This window comes from Peteryoungia algae, from assembly GCF_030369675.1.
Classification (GTDB): Bacteria; Pseudomonadota; Alphaproteobacteria; order Rhizobiales; family Rhizobiaceae; genus Allorhizobium; species Allorhizobium algae.
Map to the genome: position 1 here is coordinate 3371238 of NZ_CP128477.1, position 20780 is coordinate 3392017.

The 20780-nt window shown below is 60.9% G+C and carries 20 protein-coding genes and 1 tRNA gene; 9 read left to right on the top strand and 12 right to left on the bottom strand.

Annotation, left to right across the window (positions count from 1 at the left end; genetic code table 11):
• Positions 1-19: 19 nt before the first annotated feature.
• Both QTL56_RS15945 and QTL56_RS15950 read right to left on the bottom strand, forming a co-directional pair.
• Positions 20-772, bottom strand: a complete 753-nt coding sequence (locus tag QTL56_RS15945) for an SDR family NAD(P)-dependent oxidoreductase (protein ID WP_245134060.1) — start codon at positions 770-772, stop codon at positions 20-22.
• A gap of 52 nt (positions 773-824) precedes the next feature.
• Positions 825-2249, bottom strand: coding sequence for a phosphomannomutase (locus QTL56_RS15950; protein WP_245134061.1), 1425 nt, complete (start codon positions 2247-2249; stop codon positions 825-827).
• A 579-nt stretch (positions 2250-2828) separates the two neighbouring features.
• Between QTL56_RS15950 and QTL56_RS15955 the strand changes: the two genes are divergently transcribed.
• Both QTL56_RS15955 and QTL56_RS15960 read left to right on the top strand, forming a co-directional pair.
• Positions 2829-3452, top strand: coding sequence for a ribonuclease D (locus tag QTL56_RS15955; RefSeq protein ID WP_229573718.1), 624 nt, complete (start codon positions 2829-2831; stop codon positions 3450-3452).
• A gap of 244 nt (positions 3453-3696) precedes the next feature.
• Positions 3697-4026, top strand: coding sequence for a hypothetical protein (locus QTL56_RS15960; RefSeq protein ID WP_229573716.1), 330 nt, complete (start codon positions 3697-3699; stop codon positions 4024-4026).
• Position 4027: 1 nt separating this feature from the next.
• Here QTL56_RS15960 and QTL56_RS15965 read toward each other — a convergent pair whose 3' ends face one another.
• Positions 4028-5425 carry a nicotinate phosphoribosyltransferase gene (locus tag QTL56_RS15965; RefSeq protein WP_245134063.1) on the bottom strand — a complete coding sequence of 466 codons (1398 nt, stop codon included), beginning with the start codon at positions 5423-5425 and terminating at the stop codon, positions 4028-4030.
• A 342-nt stretch (positions 5426-5767) separates the two neighbouring features.
• On the opposite strand from QTL56_RS15965, the gene QTL56_RS15970 reads away from it, so the two are divergent.
• A complete protein-coding gene (locus QTL56_RS15970) occupies positions 5768-7366 on the top strand; it encodes a hypothetical protein (protein ID WP_245134065.1) in 1599 nt (532 codons plus the stop codon).
• Positions 7367-7439: 73 nt separating this feature from the next.
• On the opposite strand, the gene rpsA is transcribed toward QTL56_RS15970, so the two are convergent.
• Positions 7440-9143, bottom strand: coding sequence for a 30S ribosomal protein S1 (gene rpsA, locus QTL56_RS15975; protein ID WP_229573712.1), 1704 nt, complete (start codon positions 9141-9143; stop codon positions 7440-7442).
• 152 nt (positions 9144-9295) lie between these two features.
• Positions 9296-9922 (bottom strand): (d)CMP kinase, encoded by a 627-nt coding sequence (gene cmk / locus QTL56_RS15980; protein WP_245134066.1) that lies wholly within the window; start codon positions 9920-9922, stop codon positions 9296-9298.
• Between the two features lie 220 nt (positions 9923-10142).
• On the opposite strand from cmk, the gene QTL56_RS15985 reads away from it, so the two are divergent.
• Together QTL56_RS15985 and QTL56_RS15990 are read left to right on the top strand one after the other, a co-directional pair.
• On the top strand, positions 10143-10529 hold the full coding sequence (locus tag QTL56_RS15985; protein WP_229573710.1) for a TIGR02300 family protein: 387 nt from the start codon (positions 10143-10145) through the stop codon (positions 10527-10529).
• Positions 10530-10684: 155 nt separating this feature from the next.
• Positions 10685-10760, top strand: a tRNA-Ala gene (locus QTL56_RS15990).
• An 83-nt stretch (positions 10761-10843) separates the two neighbouring features.
• On the opposite strand, the gene QTL56_RS15995 is transcribed toward QTL56_RS15990, so the two are convergent.
• Positions 10844-11041 carry a hypothetical protein gene (locus tag QTL56_RS15995; protein ID WP_245134068.1) on the bottom strand — a complete coding sequence of 66 codons (198 nt, stop codon included), beginning with the start codon at positions 11039-11041 and terminating at the stop codon, positions 10844-10846.
• 143 nt (positions 11042-11184) lie between these two features.
• Here QTL56_RS15995 and QTL56_RS16000 point away from each other — a divergent pair, with 143 nt between their 5' ends.
• Entirely contained in the window at positions 11185-11976 is a 792-nt protein-coding gene (locus QTL56_RS16000) for a YdcF family protein (RefSeq protein ID WP_245134069.1), read from the top strand.
• Between the two features lie 6 nt (positions 11977-11982).
• Here QTL56_RS16000 and QTL56_RS16005 read toward each other — a convergent pair whose 3' ends face one another.
• The gene (locus QTL56_RS16005) at positions 11983-12459 is read right to left on the bottom strand and encodes a hypothetical protein (protein ID WP_370660300.1); all 477 of its coding nucleotides are present in this window, start codon (positions 12457-12459) and stop codon (positions 11983-11985) included.
• Positions 12460-12584: 125 nt separating this feature from the next.
• Here QTL56_RS16005 and QTL56_RS16010 point away from each other — a divergent pair, with 125 nt between their 5' ends.
• Complete coding sequence (locus QTL56_RS16010; protein WP_229573684.1) at positions 12585-13220, top strand: trimeric intracellular cation channel family protein; 636 nt, start codon at positions 12585-12587, stop codon at positions 13218-13220.
• A 24-nt stretch (positions 13221-13244) separates the two neighbouring features.
• On the opposite strand, the gene irrA is transcribed toward QTL56_RS16010, so the two are convergent.
• Positions 13245-13661, bottom strand: coding sequence for an iron response transcriptional regulator IrrA (gene irrA, locus QTL56_RS16015; protein ID WP_229573682.1), 417 nt, complete (start codon positions 13659-13661; stop codon positions 13245-13247).
• 304 nt (positions 13662-13965) lie between these two features.
• On the opposite strand from irrA, the gene fabA reads away from it, so the two are divergent.
• Together fabA and fabB are read left to right on the top strand one after the other, a co-directional pair.
• The gene (fabA, locus tag QTL56_RS16020; RefSeq protein ID WP_229573681.1) at positions 13966-14481 is read left to right on the top strand and encodes a 3-hydroxyacyl-[acyl-carrier-protein] dehydratase FabA; all 516 of its coding nucleotides are present in this window, start codon (positions 13966-13968) and stop codon (positions 14479-14481) included.
• Positions 14482-14525: 44 nt separating this feature from the next.
• On the top strand, positions 14526-15749 hold the full coding sequence (fabB, locus tag QTL56_RS16025; protein ID WP_245134071.1) for a beta-ketoacyl-ACP synthase I: 1224 nt from the start codon (positions 14526-14528) through the stop codon (positions 15747-15749).
• An 87-nt stretch (positions 15750-15836) separates the two neighbouring features.
• On the opposite strand, the gene QTL56_RS16030 is transcribed toward fabB, so the two are convergent.
• The 4 genes from QTL56_RS16030 to pnp all read right to left on the bottom strand — a co-directional run bounded on the left by QTL56_RS16030 (position 15837) and on the right by pnp (position 20680).
• Positions 15837-16100: a LuxR C-terminal-related transcriptional regulator gene (locus QTL56_RS16030; RefSeq protein WP_229573678.1), complete on the bottom strand. Its 264-nt coding sequence runs from the start codon at positions 16098-16100 to the stop codon at positions 15837-15839.
• Positions 16101-16309: 209 nt separating this feature from the next.
• Positions 16310-17332 carry an AraC family transcriptional regulator gene (locus tag QTL56_RS16035; RefSeq protein ID WP_229573677.1) on the bottom strand — a complete coding sequence of 341 codons (1023 nt, stop codon included), beginning with the start codon at positions 17330-17332 and terminating at the stop codon, positions 16310-16312.
• A gap of 117 nt (positions 17333-17449) precedes the next feature.
• Positions 17450-18466, bottom strand: a complete 1017-nt coding sequence (locus QTL56_RS16040; RefSeq protein WP_245134073.1) for a class I SAM-dependent methyltransferase — start codon at positions 18464-18466, stop codon at positions 17450-17452.
• A gap of 75 nt (positions 18467-18541) precedes the next feature.
• A complete protein-coding gene (pnp, locus tag QTL56_RS16045) occupies positions 18542-20680 on the bottom strand; it encodes a polyribonucleotide nucleotidyltransferase (RefSeq protein WP_229573674.1) in 2139 nt (712 codons plus the stop codon).
• Between the last annotated feature and the right edge of the window lie 100 nt (positions 20681-20780).

Below are 20780 nucleotides of genomic sequence, written 5' to 3' on the forward strand. Positions count from 1 at the left end.
TAAAGACTAGATGCTGCGGTCACTGCTTGGGCCGCAGCATTTTCCGTGTAAGCGCAAAGCGCAGGGAATGCGGTAGCGCATGCAGCAGCTTGATCGCGAGCGCCATCTTCCACGGGAAGATGATCTCGAATTTGCCCTTGGCGAGGCCCTTGGCGATGGTGTCGGCCGCTTCCTCAGACGAAACGAGAAACGGCATCGGGAAATCGTTCTTCTCGGTCAGCGGCGTGTCGACGAAACCCGGATTGACGATGGTGATCTTCACCCCATGCCGTTCGAGTTCCGGGTAAAGGGCCTCGCACATGACGTTGAGTGCGGCCTTGGTCGCACCATAGGTGGCGGCACCCGGTAGACCGACATAGCCGGATACGGAGGCCACGACGGCGATGTGGCCGCGGCGGCGCGCAATCATGGCCGGCATCACCGTCTCGAGGCAGGAGGCCGTGCCCAGCACGTTGAGGTCGAACATCTGTCTTGTCCGGCTCAGCTCGAAATCCTCGGCATAATCGCGCGTGTAGGATCCCGCCGCGAACACGGCAAGGTCGACCGCACCCATCTCGCTCTCGATCGCCGCGAAGACCTGCTTCACGGCGTCGGGATCCGTCACGTCGAGGGGATAGACGCCAACCTGGCCGGCATGGTTCGTCGCGAGTTCAGCCAGGGCATCGGCGCTGCGTGCACTGACTGCGATGCGGTAGCCGTCGCGCAACAGCCGCTCGGCAAGCGCTCGGCCTATGCCGGAGCTGGAACCCGTAATCCACGCGATCTTGGTCATGACATCCTCATGTTTTCTCTCATGACCAATACGCCTGGGGAGCCGATCTGGTTCAGGCTGGCCAGCCCGCGAGCAGCGAAAGCCCCTGGCTGAGAAGCGAGGCCGCACTCTCCTTGTCCGAAGCCTCCACATAGCAGCGCATCTCCGGTGCATTGCCCGAAGGACGGAAATGGATGACGCGACCGTCAGTGAGCGTCACCCGCAGACCGTCGATGTCGCTGACCGTCTGAACGGCGCCAAGAGGGGCAAGAAAAGCCTCGAGTTGCTCTTCCGAGCCACGAAGATGAGCCATCAGAGAGGCACTTCGTTCACTGGCATAATTTTCGAGCCGATCGCTGAGCGCAACCGGCAGGCTGAAGTCCTCGACGAGAGCCGAAAGGGACAGGCCCCGCTCGGCCGCCGTGCCGAGAACGGCAAGTGCCGGCAGGAAGCTGTCCCGCGTTGGCAGCGCCTTGATCACCTTGTCGCCGATGGAGAAATCCGATCCCAGCATCAAGCCGCCATTCGCCTCGAAGCCAAGCACGCCGGCTTTTGCCGCCGCCAGCGCCTCTTCCATGGCCGCGATGACGAAGGGAGAGCCAACGCGAGTCCGTCTAACGTCGAATCCCCCATCTTTTTCGAGACCGGAATTGGAAGTGACCGGGGTCGCGACAACAGATGCGCCGAGAAACCGCGCGGTGATCAGCCCGAGCAGGTCGCCGCGGAGCGGCACACCGTGTTCGTCGGCCACCAGCGGCCGGTCGCCGTCTCCATCGGTGGAAAGCACGGCATCGAGCGCCAGCTCGTCCGTCCAGCGGGCGAGCTGGGTCACGGTATCGGGCGACACCGCCTCCGTATCAACCGGGATGAACTGGTCGGAGCGGCCCAGCGGAAACACGGTGGCGCCGTGCTCTTCGAAGATGGTCACCAGCATGTCCCGGGCGACGGAGCTGTGCTGGTAGATGCCGATTTTTTTGCCCTTGAGCGCATCCGGCGGAAGGATGCCGAGGTTGCGATCGACGAACAGCTTGGTCGCCTCCGCTTCATGGTCTTGCCCGACGCCAGTCTCGACGCGGTTGGCTTCCGGATCGGCGGCGAGTTCGGCAGCGAAGTGCGTTATCGCCTCCTCATCCGCCTTGTTGACCTCCCCGTCGGGCCGATAGAACTTGATCCCGTTGCGATCCGCCGGGATATGCGAGCCGGTCACCATGATGCCGGCAGCACCAATCGATGCACCGTAAAGTGCAAGTGCCGGTGTAGGGATGGTGCCGCAGTCGATTGGCTCCAGTCCGGCGCGCTTCAGGGCAGCCATGATTGTCGATGCGATTTCGGGGCTGGAAGGGCGAAAGTCCCGGCCGATCACGACGGGCGATCCGGACTGGAGGCGGCCGCTGGCCAGCATGTGTCGCGCGAATGCCGTGGCATAGAGCGCGGATACGGAGCCAACCAGATCCGTGGACAATCCCCTCAGACCGCTCGTTCCGAACTTTACCGACATGCATGCCTCCTCAGCGTTTTCAAACAGAATGCCTTATATGGGCCGGCGGTCCTCTGGCATCAAGCGGAAGCAGAGTGCGCATTCTTCGTATGTCTGGGGAGTGCCACAAGGCAGAAATGTAAAGAGCCTGGCGCGGGAGGAGGATGCGCCAGGCTCTTAAACTTGATCGGCAATTGGGAGGAGGAGGAGTATTGCCGATCCTACCGAGCGGCACTGGGAGGAGGAGTGCGCCGCTTCGATGGTTTTGTTATATTCAAATCACTTTCGCCTGCCAATGATCGTTGTTGCAACGCAGCAGTGCGTTAAATGCATGGCTGGTGAAAGTCATCAATTCTGCGATCGTCGTTTGCCCGCGATGACTGCTTTCGTCTCTTTCTCTTTAAGCCGAAGCGATGCAAACGAACGTTCGCATGCCTAGTCTTTCATCATTCAAACTCTGTGCACACGATATTTGCATGCGCTGGTCACAGAGCAGCGATCCTGATGGCAATCCCGAGAGCGTGGCGCTCAGCGGGATGGTACGGTCCAGGGCTTTCGGTTATAGCGGGCAGAACCGACCAATGACGTCTGGAGGCTGAAATGACGACGATTCGCTATCACGTGGGGGACATTTCAGGAGACGATGCCGCCCGCTACACCGACGCGATCGCGATCGATACGGAGACCCTGGGCCTGGTGCCGCGTCGCGACCGTCTCTGTGTCGTGCAACTGTCCTCCGGCGATGGCACGGCGGACGTGATCAAGATTGCAGCCGGCCAGACGGCCGCGCCGAACCTCGTTGCGATGCTGGCGGATCCGGCCCGCGAGAAGATCTTCCATTATGGACGCTTTGACATCGCCGTCCTGTTTCAGACCTTTGGCGTCACGACCGAGACGGTCTTCTGCACCAAGATCGCCTCGCGGCTTGCCCGCACCTATACGGATCGTCACGGGCTCAAGGACAATCTGAAGGAAATGCTTGAGATCGATATCTCCAAGGCGCAGCAATCCTCCGACTGGGCGGCAGAGACCCTGAGCCAAGCCCAGCTCGAATATGCTGCATCAGATGTGCTGCATCTGCATGCCCTGCGCGACAAGCTCACGCACCGATTGCTGCGCGACGGGCGCATGGAGCATGCCAAGGCGTGCTTCGCATTCCTGCCGACGCGCGCCAAGCTCGACCTCCTGGGCTGGGAAGAGACCGATATTTTCGCCCACAGCTGATATTTCACACCCGGGCTTTCGCTCGCTATGCCTTGCATGGAAACGCGAGCGTCGCCGAGTTGCCGCGACCTGAGCCATCGTGTTCTCTTCTTCCGTGCGCCCGGTGTCCAGGGGCCTGACGGTTCTGTTCGGATGGCAAAAAAAGGATGCGGAAGGCCTGACGCCTGCGACTAGAGCTTCTTGTGGATGAGAACTGAGGAAAATCCGAGTGCGCGCGCCAAGGTTTCGTTAACCGAGACTTCGCATGATCCTCCCGGACAAATCAGTAACGGTGCGGGCATTTCAAGTTGCGCGTTCCCATAAAGGCGTTGATCAGGCGACCATGACGGAAGCATCCAGTATCCTACTCGACTCGATATCGCGTAACCCATCCAGCTATGATTCGGACCTGATCGAAGCGACCGCCGACCTCGCAGAAACTGAAGACAGCGGCCCGCGTTATGCGCCGGCCAACTGGCTCGATGCATTTATCGTCGATGAGCGCAGCCGCTCCGACGAAGCCTTTGGCGAACGGGTTCCCGTGCCGTCGGACGAGGCGGGCCTCTATCCTCGTTTCATGCGTCTCGTCGACTGAGCTACCGGGGAAGGCTGACGGCCGTTGCCCGCGCGCGGATCTCGTCCAGGCTCGAATCCACCAGCAATTCACCGTCCTGCCAGACCGTCGCCATGAGATTGGGCCGCGCCCCGAGATCTTCCAGCGGTACCGGCATGATGTCGTGGCCGTCAGCGATTGCAGCCACGAGACCCGCCATGGCGATCCGCTCCTGCGGATTGGAGGGGCGCCGAACCACGGGGCGCCACTGCTCGTTGCCGTTCTGCACGGCGCTGGTGCGCATGGTGAAGGACAGCGTGTCCCTGTTGATCTTGTGAAGCAGGCCCGATCCCATGCCGAAAGAGATGTTCTCCGCCGAGAACCCCATGCCTTCGAGCCGGCCGAGGATCATCTGGATGTCCTGCAGGGAGACGCCGTCCGACTGGAGCACGCGCACATTGCCGTCGATGACCTTGAAGCCCTTGCCATTGAGCCGCGTGCCATAGGCATAAGCCAGCTGCGCCACGACCTGGATCGGTGTCTCGATCGGATCGCCGCTGTCGGGACGAACAACGAGCACGCCGCCTGACGCGCGCACCTTGGTCTGCAGCGTCTTGCCCCAGATCTCCGAAACCGCATTGTGGAGGTCGAAGCTGTCGGACACGACGGAATAGCCACCGAAGCTCGCAAAATTATCGATCAGATGCGAATATGCTTCGGTCTCCTGCGTCTGCCCCCAGGCGATGATCGTACCATGCTCGGCCGCCGGGATCGAACGGGCTGGCATGGACGCATTGTAGAAACGGCGAGCCTGCAGAATGGCCGGCAGCGAGTCCGAGCTGTCGAAGTGTAACAGATGTGCGGCGCCGCCAATCGCGGCCTGTTCGACACTCGATGTGCTGCGGCAGCCATAGTCGCTGATGCGGCTCGGCTGCAGACCCATGGGATCGTCTGTCGTTCTGTCGAGGAATGGCTGGATCGCCATGCGCAGGCGCCATGCCGTTGTAGCCACTGTTGACGGATACCAGACTGCCCGAAGCAGCGCCGTTTCCATATAGGATGTGAGCCAAGGCACGCGCGGATCGGTGTTCACCACCTGCATCACTGGCACGCCGCGGCGAATCGCCGAGCCTTCCGCCAGCGCTTCGATCTTCAGCGGCAGCATGCCGCCATGGGCGTTGAGAATATGCTCCCAGCCACTGCGGTCGAAAGGCTGGCCATGAGCCGAAGAGACCTCTTGCGCCTCATCGATGTCGGCACGACTGATCGGCGCAGACAGATAGTCCTTGAGGAACATCTGCAGCCCGAAGAACATCACCTCAGGACGGAACGAGTTGCCACGCGTGGTCACGAATGCACTGACGGCCCGCGTGTCCTTCGGATATTGCAGAAAGACGCCGAGCTTGTAGCTGTCGGTGTTCAAAAGAAGATTACGTGTCATGCCGGCGCTGTCCTTGGTCACTGGGGCGACAGTCTGCCGCCTCGCGCATGATGACGGTCAATCAATGCGCGAAGCTGGAGTCTCGCGTTCTGGCGCTGTCGTTAGGGTTTGATTAACCATAACAGGCGAAGATCGAGGATCGGCAGCGTTCGCGACAGGGCGGCAGTCACACCCTTGTGGCCCGTGCAGGTCCTCGATCGAGGCCTGGGTCCAGAGGCACCAGAACCGGAGAGGTTGCCCATGCTTCCTCCAGTCCTTGCGTCAGCAAATCAGGCCACGACGTCAGCCAAACAGCGTCCGGATCAGGCCCCGACGACACGGCCGACGGCGGTATTCCAAGCCATGGCGCCGGCGATAGCCGACCAGAATTCCGCGATTGCCGGACAGCTCAACATCATGCTGCTCTCCGGCCCCGAGCGGATGTCCCAGAACCTCGCGGCCTTGTCCGATATCCTGGGATCCGCGCTGAAGATCGACCGGCGGATCGGCGAGAGCGTCAACGACTATATGGGCAGGTTGATCGAAGGGATTGCGGCGCTTCCCGTTGCCGACCGGGTGAAGCTGCAGAAACTTCTTTCGCAGGCCTTTGCCGGTTTGCAGTTGCGCACATTGCTCGAGGCCATGGCGAACCCATCGGGGCCGGAGCGCGCGACCCTTGCGCTCTATCTCGAGCTCTACCGCCACAAAGACAGGGACGGCGCGACGCGCTCGGTCATCTCGTCGTATCGCGAACTGGCAGGCGAGGGGCGTTCCAATCCCCTGAGCCCCGGCCGCCCGCCACTTGCCAACGACAGTCCGAGATCCTTTGCCGAGCGGGCTCGCCCGGCCGGGAGCGCCGTTTCGCAATCACCGCTCGCGGCCTCTACGCTGCCCCCGGGCAATCCGAAGCCGGGCGAGGGCAGGCTGACATCACCAACCTCGATAAATGATTTGCGGCCGAGTTCGGCTCACCGGCAGCAAACGCCAGCCGCTCTGCCAGCGGGGGCTTCGACCCAGGGTCAGGAGCGTCGGCTCGACGCGACGGTGATCAAGTCCGTCCCCGGGTTTCCTGCAGCAAGGGGCACATCTGAAACAGCGTCGCCATTGCCGTCTGCAAGGAGTCAGCTGCCCCTTCCGGCTCCATCGGTGGATCGGGTCGGACAGCCGCATGGTTCGGCCCCGACATCGCTTTCTGGAATTGGACCTGCCGATGCCGACAGAAACCAGAGCCGCGATTCGTCCCGCCCGTCCGCCAAGCCATCACTGGCCGCAGTACCCATGCCTCCTCCGACCGGCATAGCCGGAGAGAAGCCCGCGCTCCCCCAGCCCGGCGGTTGGTTGGCCGAATTGCTGGAGACAGACTTCGTCAAGGCGCTGTTGCGGCTGAAGACCCTGCCAGCCGAGCAATTCAACGCTGCGTCGCAGGCAGCCGCGCCAAGCCGGGCAACAGCAGTGGAACCTGCAGCAACTGGTGCCGCTGCGATCCTCCCGACCGAAGAGGCTGGACAGGAAACCCGAATATCCGAGGCAGGTCAGGCCCCTCGCCCTGCTGATACCGAGCCGACCCCGACCCCATCTTCACTTGCCGAGCAGGCGGCTATCCGGTCGATCCTCGGTCGCGAAGGCGTGCCGCTGCCATTCGTCTCCTACATGATCGAAGACGAAATCGAGTGGGAGGAGGAGGAAGAGGAAGAGGAAGAGGAGGAGCGGGAGACTGAGGATCGGGGGCACCCCGAGGACGAAGAGGGGTCGGAAGGCGCAGAGGCGCCAGATGATGCCAAGGCGCCGTTGACGGCCAAGTCCGATGATCAGGATCAGCCGGCAGACGATGTGGCCACGCCAGCCCTCCCCGAGGGGCACGCCATGCCGAGCCGGGCCTTGCCGGCGCCGTCAGACACCGTCGTGCAACTTCCGCCGGAACCGGCTCACGAGCTCTATCTCCGGATGGCCGGTCTCAACTGATTCTTCGTTGCGACACAGAAAAGCCCGCCAGGATCGCTCCCGGCGGGCTCTTTTGTTCAATCAACAGCGAGGATTAGTCGTTGCTGCGGTTCTTCAGGGCTGCGCCCAGGATGTCGCCGAGCGAAGCGCCGCTGTCGGACGAACCGAACTGTGCGACGGCTTCCTTCTCTTCAGCGATCTCGAGAGCCTTGATCGACAGCATGACCTTGCGATCCTTCTTGGAGAAGTTGGTGACGCGGGCGTCTACAACCTGACCGACCGAGAAACGCTCCGGACGCTGATCGTCACGATCGCGGGCCAGGTCGTTGCGGCGGATGAAGGACGTGATGTCCTCGTGGTTGACCAGCTTCACTTCGATGCCGCCATCATTGGTACCGATGACTTCGCACGAAACGACAGCATTCTTGCGCAGGTCGCCGGAAGCGGCTGCGTCGCCGACGGCATCCTTGCCGAGCTGCTTGATGCCGAGCGAGATGCGTTCCTTCTCGACGTCGACGTCGAGAACGACAGCCTTGACCACGTCACCCTTGTTGAACTCCTCGATGACCTGTTCGCCCGGACGGTTCCAGTCGAGGTCAGAGAGGTGAACCATGCCGTCGACGTCGCCTTCGAGGCCGATGAACAGGCCGAATTCGGTCTTGTTCTTGACTTCGCCTTCGACTTCAGTGCCGGCCGGGTTGCTGAAGGCAAATGCCTGCCACGGATTCTCGAGGGTCTGCTTGAGACCGAGCGAGATACGGCGCTTCGACGGATCGACTTCGAGAACGACGACATCGACGTCCTGCGTGGTCGAAAGGATCTTGCCGGGATGAACGTTCTTCTTCGTCCAGGACATTTCCGAGATGTGGATCAGGCCTTCGATGCCCGGCTCCAGCTCGACGAATGCACCGTAATCGGTGATGTTCGTGACGGTACCGGAGATCTTCTTGCCAACCGGATACTTAACGGCAATGCCATCCCACGGATCCGACTCGAGCTGCTTCATGCCGAGCGAGATGCGGTGGGTTTCCTGGTTGATGCGGATGATCTGAACCTTGACCGACTGGCCGATGGACAGGATTTCCGAAGGATGGTTGACGCGGCGCCATGCCATGTCGGTGACGTGCAGCAGGCCGTCGATGCCGCCGAGGTCAACGAACGCACCGTAATCGGTGATGTTCTTGACGACGCCGTCAACAACCTGGCCTTCTTCGAGGTTCTGAACGATTTCAGAACGCTGCTCGGCACGCGACTCTTCGAGAACCGTACGACGCGATACGACGATGTTGCCGCGACGCTTGTCCATCTTGAGGATTTCGAAGGGCTGCGGGTTGTGCATCAGCGGGGTCACGTCGCGGATCGGACGGATGTCGACCTGGCTACGCGGAAGGAAGGCAACGGCGCCGTCGAGGTCAACCGTAAAGCCGCCCTTGACCTGGTTGAAGATGACGCCTTCAACGCGCTCACCAGCTTCGAACTTGGCTTCGAGCTTGATCCAGCTTTCTTCGCGACGAGCCTTTTCGCGCGACAGAACAGCTTCGCCGAGAGCGTTTTCGATACGCTCGACGTAAACTTCAACTTCGTCGCCGACCTTGAGCGTGCCGTCCTTGGCGCGAGCACCGAATTCCTTCAGTGCGATGCGGCCTTCGACCTTGAGGCCGACGTCAACAATGGCGACGTCCTTCTCAATGCCGGTGATGATGCCCTTGGCAACATAGCCTTCGGCCAGATCGGTCTTGGCAAAGGATTCCTCGAGGAGGGCAGCAAAGTCCTCACGCGACGGGGTAGAAACAGACATGAAATCTCCTAGTCGCATCCCACTGGATGCGTGAGCGCCGGGGGTTGGTGTTGATCTTGGCCGGCATCCGATCCGCTCTCATCTGGAGAGCAATCCGGCGCGGGGACTGGGTGTCGGCCTTGAGGCTCCGGCTTGGCCGGATCCTGGTCACTTCATTTCGTCAGGGCAGCGTCGATGATCATCTTCGCCGCCAAGAATGCGGCCTCTATACTCATTTCGGAAGTATCTAGCAAGTGCGCGTCATCAGCTGGTTTCAAAGGGCTGTCGGCCCGTCCCATGTCCCGCGCGTCCCGCGTCTTCACATCGGCGAAAATCGCCTCGAAATCCGCAGCGCTGCCCTTGGCGATGATTTCGTCATATCGCCGCCTCGCGCGCACTTCCGGCGAGGCGGTGACATAGAGCTTCACGGGTGCCTCCGGGCAGACCACGGTGCCGATGTCGCGCCCATCCAGCACCGTGCCCGGTATGCGCTTCGAAAATGCGCGCTGAGCCTCGACCAGCGCTCGGCGTACGGCGGGCATTACCGCAATCTTCGAGGCCGCTTCGCCGATTTCGTGTGCCGAAAGGACGTCGCGATCGAGCCCGGCAAGCTCCACGGCAAGTGCCATTCGTTCGGCAACCGCTTCATCATCGAGCGGAAGGCCGGCGTCCAGAAGCGCCTTGGCTGTCGCGCGATAGGTGAGGCCGGTGTCGAGATGATGGAAGCTGTAGGTTTCCGCGATCCGGCGCGACAGCGTCCCCTTGCCGGCGGCAGCCGGTCCATCTATGGCGATGATCATTCGACCCTCTTTGTCTCTGTCTCTCATGCCATCGCTGATACAAATCTTGGCAGCCCTTGCCAAGCGAAGCATGCGAACCCACGGTTGCCAAAATTCATGCGCAGATAGCCTTTGACAGGACGGGCATCAGCGATTAAGGGGACCGACTACAGTTTGGCCGGCCTCGCGCCGGGCGCTTGGCGCATGCCCTTAATCTTCACGACTTCATGAGGCTTTGACAGTGGCGAAGGCAGAACTTGGAACGAAACGCACTTGCCCCGACACCGGCAAGAAATTCTACGACCTGAACAAGGACCCGATCGTGTCGCCGTACACGGGCAAGTCCTGGCCGCTTTCCTATTTCGAGGAAACCTCGGTCGCAGCCATCATGGAGAAGGCTGAGGAAGAGGAAGTTGCCGAAGTCGATACCGAAAACACGGATGTCGAGCTGGTGTCCCACGATGACGCCGACGATTCCTCGGGTGACGACATCCCGGACATCGGCGACGATGACGACGTCGAAATCGACGGCGATGACGACGACACCTTCCTCGAGGCCGATGAAGACGATGACGACGATGACGTGACCGGCTTGATCGGGGTCAACGGCGACGACGACGAAGCCTGATATTTCAAGCATTTCGAGCCCGGGTCCAAAAAAATGCCCGGGCTTTCATTTTTCGGCTTGCCATCTCCGACTACCGGAAGTATCAAGCCGCCACCCCGACGGAAGCGGTGCTTTCCAAAGGGTTCCCGGAGCCGGAATAAACCCGGTACCCTGATGGGGCTATAGCTCAGCTGGGAGAGCGCTTGCATGGCATGCAAGAGGTCAGCGGTTCGATCCCGCTTAGCTCCACCAAATTTTTTCCAGACAACTTTCTACGGACGACAGCGCCCAGACGGGCGCATTCCCATAGTGCCGTATGCCGTGCGCTCAGTCCCTCACCGCTGAAACAAATCCACCCGTTCGCCGCTCTTGGAGAGATCGATCTGGAACCAGTCGATGATCTTGGCGACGTCGAGCTTCACTTCGCCATCGCGCAGCTTGAGGTGCAGCTTGTCCTCGCGAACTTCAACGGGAGTGCCGATATAGAGGCGATCATTGCCAGATTCGTCCACGGTATCGACGGCAAATCGCATGGGTGTGCTCCCGAAAAATTCAGCATTCAAATGATGACAGTGGGTCGAGGGTCTAGTAACGCCTCCTTGAGCGAAGCTGGTCTCCCGACAGAAAGAGGGCAGCACGGTGAAAGAGGCCCGATGCCGGGCAGGGAGAATGCGCAGTGTTCGTCGTGTCCAAGCTTTTCTGGAACCTCGTCCAGCCCCTGTCCCTGGTCTTCGTCTTTGCTGGCCTGGCCCTGGTGATGATCTGGATGCGGTGGGTTCGCTTGGCGGCGGCCGCGCTGTCCTTGTCCTTGATCGTGCTTTTCCTCACCCTCTACACGACATTGGGTTCGCTCCTGCTGCAGACCCTCGAAGCCCGCTTTCCAAGGCCGGCCGCCGATCCCCGGGAGCTCTCCTGCATGATCGTGCTGGGTGGCGCCTTCGAGACGGAGGTGACCACGACACGCGGCGGCATGGACCTCAATCAGGCAGCTGACCGATTCGTCGAGGCGCTGCGGCTGGCGATCCGATATCCGCAGGCGCGGATCCTCGTCTCGGGCGGTGACGGCTCCCTGAGCGGCGCCTTTGAGGGCGATGCCGCTGCCTCGGTCCGGTTTTTCGAGGCCTTTGGAATTTCTCGCGACAGGCTGATCGCCGAGACCACGTCGAAAAACACCGACGAAAATGCCCAAAACAGCCGCGAGCTCCTGGCCTCCAGCGGTCTGCGACAATGCCTGCTCATCACCTCCGCCTTCCACATGCCGCGCTCTGTCGGCCTGTTCCGCAAGGCGGGCGTCGAGGTGACGCCCTGGCCTGTCGATTATCGCACCGCCGGCAACGTCTCTTTCGCGCTCGACTTCACCCAGCCGAGCCTCAATGCGCAGCAGATGTCGACGGCGTTGCGGGAATGGGTGGGCTTGCTCGCCTATCGCATGCTCGGTCGGATCGACGCCGTCTACCCGGCGCCGTAAACACGGCTATTTCTTCGAGATTGTCAGGAATTTGGTCCCGCGCACGCGAACGGTCATCTCACAGGGCTGCTCGCCCTCCGCGCGTTCGCAATAGCGGGGATGCATCTTCAGTACGAAGACCATGTTGCCGAAGCGTTTGATGAAATCATAGGTGTACATCTGCGCCGTGGCGATCATGAAATAGCCGCCCTCTTTCACCTGCAGATAAAAGTTGAACGGGCAGCCCTCGGCCGAACAATCAGGGCCGCGCACTCCGTCGCAGACGATCTCGCTGCTATTGGTGACCGCGTCCTTGATGCCGTCATTGTTGATGTCGATGCGGTCGATGAAGCGGCCGCCATATTGCACCACCTTGCATCGCTTGGCGTAGTGATTCTTCTCGTAAATCTCGGGATCGGTCAGCAATTCCTGCTGAGCGACGACAGGCCCGGCGAAAAGGCCGGCCACGACGACGAGGAGAAGGAAACGGGAGAGGAAGGTCACGGTCTGGACTCCGGAGCGCAATCTGTGCTGAACGATGGGGAAGTCTAGCGCCTGCGTCTTGCCTCACCCTTAACGGCGTGATCCAAATCTGGCCCCGACTGAAGGCTCCAGCAAGGAAATCATCCATGTCGTTCCTGTCTTATCTCGATTATGCCGGGATCGCCCTGTTTGCGGCCACTGGCGCTCTCGCCGCGTCGCGCAAGCAGCTCGACATGATCGGCTTCCTGTTCTTCGCCGTGGTGACGGGGCTCGGAGGCGGCACGGTCCGCGACATCGTGCTGGGGCGTGTCCCGGTCTACTGGGTGCTCAATCCTGACTATATCTTGATCTGCTGTGCGATCGGCGTGCTCGTCTTCTTCACCGCCCACATGGTCGAATCGCGTTACCGCCTGCTGATCTGGCTCGATGCGATCGGGCTCTCGGCCTATTGCGTGATGGGCGCGGCGAAGGGTCTGGCCGCGACCGGCTCCCCGACGATCGCGATCGTGACGGGTACATTGACGGCAAGCCTTGGCGGTGTCCTGCGTGATCTTCTGGCGAACGAGCCATCGGTGTTGCTCAGGCCGGAGATCTACATCACGGCGGCTCTGGTGGGCGCAGCCGTGTTCACGGGAGCCAACGAATTTGGAATGCCGCTCTATGCAGCGTCGGTCATTGGCGCTTTGGCGGCCTTTGTTATTCGCGGAGGAGCGCTGTACTTCGGTTGGACTTTCCCGACCTACAAGCACAAGCCCGGCCGGCATCCCGATGAGGTAATGTGAGGTGAAGGGCGCGGGTCGGAAAACTCAGCCCTGCTTGGGCCTCAGCCGGATGACAACGTCGACATGAGCGATTTCCATGCCTTCCGGGGCCGGCGGCAAGTTGTCGATGCTGATATTGTTGACCGGGATGTCCAGCACCCTGTTTTCGCCTTCGACGAAAAAGTGATGATGGTCCGAGACATTGGTGTCGAAATAGGTTTTTGAGCTCTCGACGGCCAAGACCCGGATGAGGCCGGCTTCGGTGAACTGGTGCAGCGTATTGTAGACCGTTGCCAGAGAGACCGGAAAATCGGCGGCGAGCGCCTCGTCATGCAACTCTTCGACCGTGAGATGGCGATCGCCCTTGGCAAACAGAAGTCCGGCCAAGGCAATGCGCTGTTTCGTCGGGCGAAGGCCCGAGCGACGCAGTTTCAGTTCGATGCCTGTTTGGCAGCTTGCCATCGTCAAGGACGCACTCCAGTCTCATTGCGGCACGAATTAGTGTACGCAAGTGTCGATATAGCTGCAAAATCAGGGTGTTTCAATAGTTCCGCCGCGCTTCGAGCCTGCACATGCTGAAGTTCGGCGGTTTTTTGGACCATCCGCACTGGTGATGGTCTTTTCCTTCCTGTATGCGACCATGATATGAGAATGGGGCGCCCAATGTCCCGGGACAGCGGTGCAGGGCCTGCAGGGCTTCAATTTGCCTTCGTCTTGCTCTATTGGGTCCCGGACATGTGAAGCAGAGGGGGGAAGAAGAAGAACAATGGTTACGAGACAGTCCAGCTACAATTACGATGAAATCCTCGCCTGCGGCCGCGGTGAACTGTTCGGCCCCGGCAATGCGCAGCTTCCCCTTCCGCCCATGCTGATGGTGCATCGGATCACCGATATCTCGGAAACCGGCGGTGCCTTCGACAAGGGTTACCTCCGCGCGGAATATGACGTGCGCCCCGACGACTGGTATTTCCCCTGCCATTTCCAGGGCAATCCGATCATGCCTGGTTGCCTCGGTCTCGACGGCATGTGGCAGCTGACGGGTTTCTTCCTCGGCTGGCTGGGTGAGCCCGGCCGCGGCATGGCGCTGTCGACAGGCGAAGTGAAGTTCAAGGGCATGATACGCCCCGAGACCAAGCTTCTCGAATATGGCATCGACTTCAAGCGCGTCATGCGCGGTCGCCTCGTACTTGGTACGGCCGACGGCTGGTTGAAGGCCGATGGAGAGACTATCTATCAGGCAACCGACCTCCGCGTTGGTCTGTCGAAGGACAAGGCGGCCTGATCCGGCCTTGTCCGTACCTTGAGTTCATGAAGAAGGTCTGAGAGATGAGACGGGTTGTAATATCGGGTCTGGGCATCGTGTCCTCCATCGGTGCCGATGCCGCCGAAGTCACCGCATCCTTGCGCGACGCCAAATCGGGCATCACCTTTTCTCCCGATTTCGCCGAGAATGGTTTCCGTTGCCAGGTCTGGGGCAAGCCGACGCTGGATCCAACCGAACTGGTCGATCGCCGCGCAATGCGCTTCCTGTCGCAGGGCGGCGCCTGGAATCATGTCGCGATGAAACAGGCGATCGCCGATGCCGGCCTCGAAGAGGCCGACTATGCGCAAAATGAGCGCGTCGGTATCATCATGGGCTCCGGTGGCCCGTCGACGAAGCAGATCGTCGAAGCCGCGGATATCGTCCGCCAGAACAAGAGCCCCAAGCGCATCGGCCCCTTTGCCGTACCGAAGGCCATGTCGTCGACCGCGTCTGCAACGCTTGCCACCTGGTTCAAGCTGCACGGCGTCAACTACTCGATCTCGTCTGCCTGCTCGACCTCGGCCCATTGCATCGGCAATGCCTACGAGATGATCCAGTGGGGCAAGCAGGACATGGTTTTTGCCGGCGGCCACGAGGATCTCGACTGGTCCATGTCGAGCCTGTTCGACGCCATGGGCGCCATGTCGTCAAAATACAACGACACGCCCTCGACTGCTTCCCGGGCCTACGATGTCTCGCGTGACGGCTTCGTCATCGCCGGCGGTGCCGGCGTCCTGGTTCTGGAAGAGCTTGAGCATGCCAAGGCTCGCGGCGCCAAGATCTACGCCGAAATCACCGGCTATGGCGCGACGTCTGACGGTTACGACATGGTCGCTCCCTCGGGCGAAGGCGCGATGCGCTGCATGCGCCAGGCGCTCTCGACGGTGACCGGCGAAGTCGACTACATCAACACCCACGGCACGTCGACGCCGGTGGGCGACAGCAAGGAGATCGGCGCGATCCGCGAAGTCTTCGGTGACAAGATCCCGCATATCCAGTCGACCAAGTCTCTGACGGGTCACTCGCTGGGTGCCGCCGGCGTCCAGGAATCGATCTATGGCCTCTTGATGATGCAGGAAAAGTTCATCGGCGAGAGCGCCCACATTACCGAACTCGACCCTGAATTCGAAGGGGTGCCAATCGTGCGCAAGCGCATCGACAATGCGAAGATCGATACGGTGCTGTCCAATTCCTTCGGCTTTGGCGGCACCAATGCGACGCTGGTCTTCCAGCGTCACAACGGCTGATCCTGACAGCTGGCACATAAAAAAAGCCTGGCGCGTTGCCGCGCCAGGCATTCATCCGAAGTGGTCCGCCAGCCGTGGGAGCACGGCTTACTTCGGTTGATGCGGATTGGTGTGATCTATGACGCCCATCAGCATGGCGATGCTGACTGCATGCATGAGATTGCTTGCTTCGAGCTTTTCCCGAGCGCCGGTGAGCGCCTCGTTTACTTCATCACTCGATAGTGCGAGCACATTGGCTGCTTCGTCCGCGCGCATGCCCTCGGCCACGAGCTGCAGGCAGCGGATTTCGCGGGCTGATAAGACGGCAAAGGCGGGATGTCGCCCGATCGCCCGTTTGGTATCGGTATTCATAATTGCAATTACCGCCATGGAGAATACGCGACCTGATGATCACATCAGGTCGTCAGACGGCGCGAATACCATTATAACTGGAACCGTGTCGTTGACACTGCACGCCAAGTATTTATCCGCACGCGCTAAATAAGCGGAGCCGGCTGCATGGAGCGTCTCGTGGAGCATATTAGGGCCGCTCAGCCGCCACTTGTCAAGCTGGGCTGCGCTCAGGCGGATTTGCGCTCGCGCACTTCTGTCGGCGTCGAGCCGAACCAGCGCGTCACCGATCGAGTAAAGGCGCTGGGAGCCGAATAGCCCAGGCGATAGCAGATTTCCGAAATCGGAAGTTCGCTCTCCGTCAGCAGGCTGAAGCTGACGTCTTTCCTGATCTGGTCCCGCAAGTCGTTGAGACTGGTTCCCTGGGCGGCAAGCCGTCTCTGGAATGTCCTCCCGGAGAGGCCGAAATAGGGTGCGATTTCGGAGAGGGGATAGTCGTCGTCGGAGACATGAAGCAGGAGATAGCGGCGCACCTGTTCCAGGAAATCCGCTCCCTTCTCCGGCAAGGCTGGTCTCAGGCTGCGGCATTGGAGGTCCATGAGCTCGAAGAGGCGCCGGTCGCCCGTGGAGTTGTGCGCCTCCAGAAAGCTCAAGGGAAAGTGAATGCAGTTCATGCCCGCCGCAAAGCTCACGCGGCGTGACAGCAACTGGCGGAAAAGCTGCGGATTGCGCGGGTGCGGCCGTTCGAGCTCGATCTCTATGCCATCGCTGTTGGCGAGTTCCTTTGCGCGCTGCATGACGAGACCAACCGACATGTCGACATACTGGTCGCGCTTTACGATAACTGGCGCAAAGGTCCAGGCCAGATGCGCCCCGCGTTCGTCGAGCGAGAGCCGGCAATAGCTGGTATGGGTGACATATTGAATGTGGTCGTCCAGGAAGCGAACGAAGTCCAGCCCGGTAGGCGCTGCCATGAGGCCGTAACCGAAAGGCCCGGTGGACCCCGCTTCATAGTCCTTGATGCTCGTGAGCCCGAAAGCCTCGTCATCGGCCAGCAAGGCACAGGCCTCCAGGAGCCGGCAGAGGCGGTCGAGGCTGATCCGGGCAGTCAGGCTCTGAAATGTCTCGGGATCGATCTCCAGAGCTCTGCAGATCGGCTCGACGTCTATTCCATAGGACTTGGCATGCACGACCACCGCCGAAGCAAGGCCGGCCACGGTGGTCAATTCATCGGTGAGGTTCCGAGAAGGCATGAAGACCGCTGGCGCCAGAAGTGAAAGCTACTGGCGTCAGATGCTAAGCGAGGACAGGCACAGAGTCGAGTGCCACATGGTCTATGTCCGATCGTGGCTGATCACAAAGGCGTCTGCTCAGCGTTTGGCCCAAAGCACCTTGAAGCGGGCATTGCGGCAGACTTCGCCATGCTGCTTGAAATGCGCCCCGAGGATTGGCTCGTAGGGCAGGCCGCGGTTCGCCACCATCAGCAATTCGCCACCGCCGCGAAGTGCTTCTGCGGCTGCCTTGATCATGGCCGCACCGATCGACGGTTCGGCGGCATGCCCCTCGTGGAAGGGTGGGTTCATGATGACGAGGTCGTATTTCTCTTTCGCCGGTTCGTTGGCCAGATCCTGCCAGAAGAAACGCGTCGTCAGGGTCGGGCAGTTCTTCGCCAGGTTGCGCTTGGCATGTTCCAGCGCTTCGTGGCTCGCCTCGAACAGGTCGATACGGTTGGTGCGGGGGGCAGCATCTGCCAGCATCACCGAAAGATAGCCCCAGCCGGCGCCGAAATCAGCGGCATTGCCGTTGAAGTCTGCCGGCAGACGGGTCGCCAGCAATTCGGACCCTTCATCCGCATGGGCATGGGAAAAGAGCCCCGACCGGGTCTCGAAACGGCCATCGACCGTGACCGTCTTGGCGGCCAATGTCGAAACGAGTGCCGATGTATCCTCGGGCACGGTGAACCAGGCGACCACACCGTGATATTTCGGCATGGAATCGGGCGAAAGACCCAGGCGATCGAGCTGCTTGCGAAGCGGCAGGATCCCGTCTTCCTTGGCGCCAGCGACCAGCACGGTGCCGCCGGGCTTGACGCGCTTCAGCGCCTCGGCAACGCGATCTTCGTTGACGCCCTTGTGTTTGCCGCACAGTACCAGCGCGCCATCGTAATCATTGCCCTCGACAGCCGGCAGTGGCCTGAGATGGCTCGCCTCGAGGCGGCGGAATTCGGGGCGGAAATCCTGAACGGCCGTGAGTTCGGCCGCAAAACCTTCGGGCTTGGCAAACCCTGCTTCAGCGCCCAGGAAAAGCCAGCGGCTTTCCGCAGCCGGCAGGGCGACAGCCTCGGTAACGAAGGGATGGAACAGGGTCTTCAGGCTTTCGCGGCTCATGGCTCGGTCTTCTCTCTCGGCGAACAAAAAAGGCGCGGAATTTCTCCCGCGCCTCGGATCGGGAACGACGTCCGCTTATTCAGCGGCTTCGCCATCCTTCTTATCGGCAGCGACTTCCTTGCCGGTCGTCTGGTCGACGGCCTTCATGGACAGGCGAACCTTGCCGCGCTCGTCGAAGCCCATCAGCTTGACCCAGACCTTGTCGCCTTCCTTGACGACGTCGGAGGTCTTGGCAACGCGCTCGGAAGCGAGCTGCGAGATGTGCACCAGGCCGTCACGCGAACCGAAGAAGTTGACGAAGGCGCCGAAGTCGGCGGTCTTCACAACCGTACCTTCGTAGACCACGCCGACTTCCGGCTCGGCCACGATCGAATGGATCCACTTGCGGGCAGCTTCGATTTCCTTGCCGGAGGCAGAGGCGATCTTCACGGTGCCGTCGTCTTCGATGTTGATCTTGGCGCCGGTCTTTTCGACGATTTCGCGGATGACCTTGCCGCCCGAACCGATGACTTCACGGATCTTGTCGACCGGGATGTTCATCACTTCGATGCGCGGGGCGAACTCGCCGAGCTGGCCACGGCTTTCCGAAAGGGCATTGGCCATCTCGTTGAGGATGTGCTTGCGGCCACCCTGAGCCTGGCCGAGCGCGACCTTCATGATCTCTTCGGTGATACCAGCGATCTTGATGTCCATCTGCAGCGAGGTGATGCCGTCGGCAGTACCCGCTACCTTGAAGTCCATGTCGCCGAGGTGGTCTTCGTCGCCGAGAATGTCGGAGAGAACCGCAAAGCGCTCGCCTTCGAGGATGAGGCCCATGGCAATACCGGCAACCGGCTTTGCCAGCGGAACGCCGGCGTCCATCAGAGCCAGCGACGTGCCGCAAACGGTTGCCATCGAGGACGAGCCGTTCGACTCGGTGATCTCGGAGACGACGCGCAGCGTGTACGGGAACTGTTCTGCAGACGGCAGCATCGGACGGATGGCGCGCCATGCGAGCTTGCCGTGGCCGATTTCGCGACGGCCCGGCGAACCCATGCGACCTGTTTCACCGACCGAGTAGGGCGGGAAGTTGTAATGCAGCAGGAAGCGTTCCTTGTACATGCCGGTCAGGCTGTCGACATACTGTTCGTCTTCGCCGGTGCCGAGCGTGGCGACAACGATCGCCTGGGTCTCGCCACGGGTGAACAGAGCCGAACCATGCGTGCGCGGCAGGATGCCGACTTCAGACACGATCGCACGAACGGTCGACAGGTCGCGGCCGTCGATACGGCTCTTGGTGTCGAGGATGTTCCAGCGAACGATCTTCGCCTGCAGGTGCTTGAAGACGGCGCCGATCACTTCATTCGGGTACTTCGGCTCTTCGCCTTCCGGGAAGAAGTGTGCCTTCACCTTTGCCTTGACGGCGTCGACGGCGGCGTAGCGATCAGCCTTCTGGGTAATCTTGTAGGCAGCGCGAAGTTCGGTCTCGGCGATCGAGAGCATTTCGGCTTCGAGAGCGGAATGATCTTCCGGTTCGAATTCGCGCGGCTCCTTGGCAGCCACTTCAGCGAGCTTGATGATCGCGTCGATGACCGGCTGGAAGCCCTTGTGGCCGAACATGACGGCGCCGAGCATGATGTCTTCGTTCAGTTCCTTGGCTTCCGACTCGACCATCAGGACGGCGTCCTGGGTGCCGGCAACGACGAGGTCGAGGGTCGACTCGTCCATCTCGTCGAGATGCGGGTTCAGAACATATTCGCCGTTGATGTAGCCAACGCGTGCGCCGCCGACGGGGCCCATGAACGGAACGCCGGAGAGCGTGAGGGCCGCCGAAGCGGCAACCATGGCCAATACGTCCGGATCGTTTTCGAGGTCATGCTGGACGACGGTGACGACGACCTGGGTTTCGTTCTTGTAGCCTTCCGGGAAGAGGGGGCGGATCGGACGGTCGATCAGGCGGGAAACCAGCGTTTCCTTTTCCGAAGGACGACCTTCGCGCTTGAAATAGCCACCCGGGATCTTGCCGGCGGCATAGGTCTTTTCTTGGTAGTTGACAGTGAGCGGGAAGAAGTCCTGGCCCGGCTTTGCCGACTTGGCCGAAACCACGGTGGCGAGAACGACGGTTTCACCATAGGTGGCGAGAACGGCGCCGTCGGCCTGGCGGGCAATCTTGCCCGTTTCCAGCTTCAGCGGACGGCCTGCCCACTCGATTTCAACGCTGTGAACATCAAACATATCTTGTCCTTCATATGCAGGTCCGGGCCGCCGTAATCCGGGGGCTCGCAGGGTCTGCAATGTGCTGACGCAATCACGGGCAAGACAGTGGGAGGCTTCA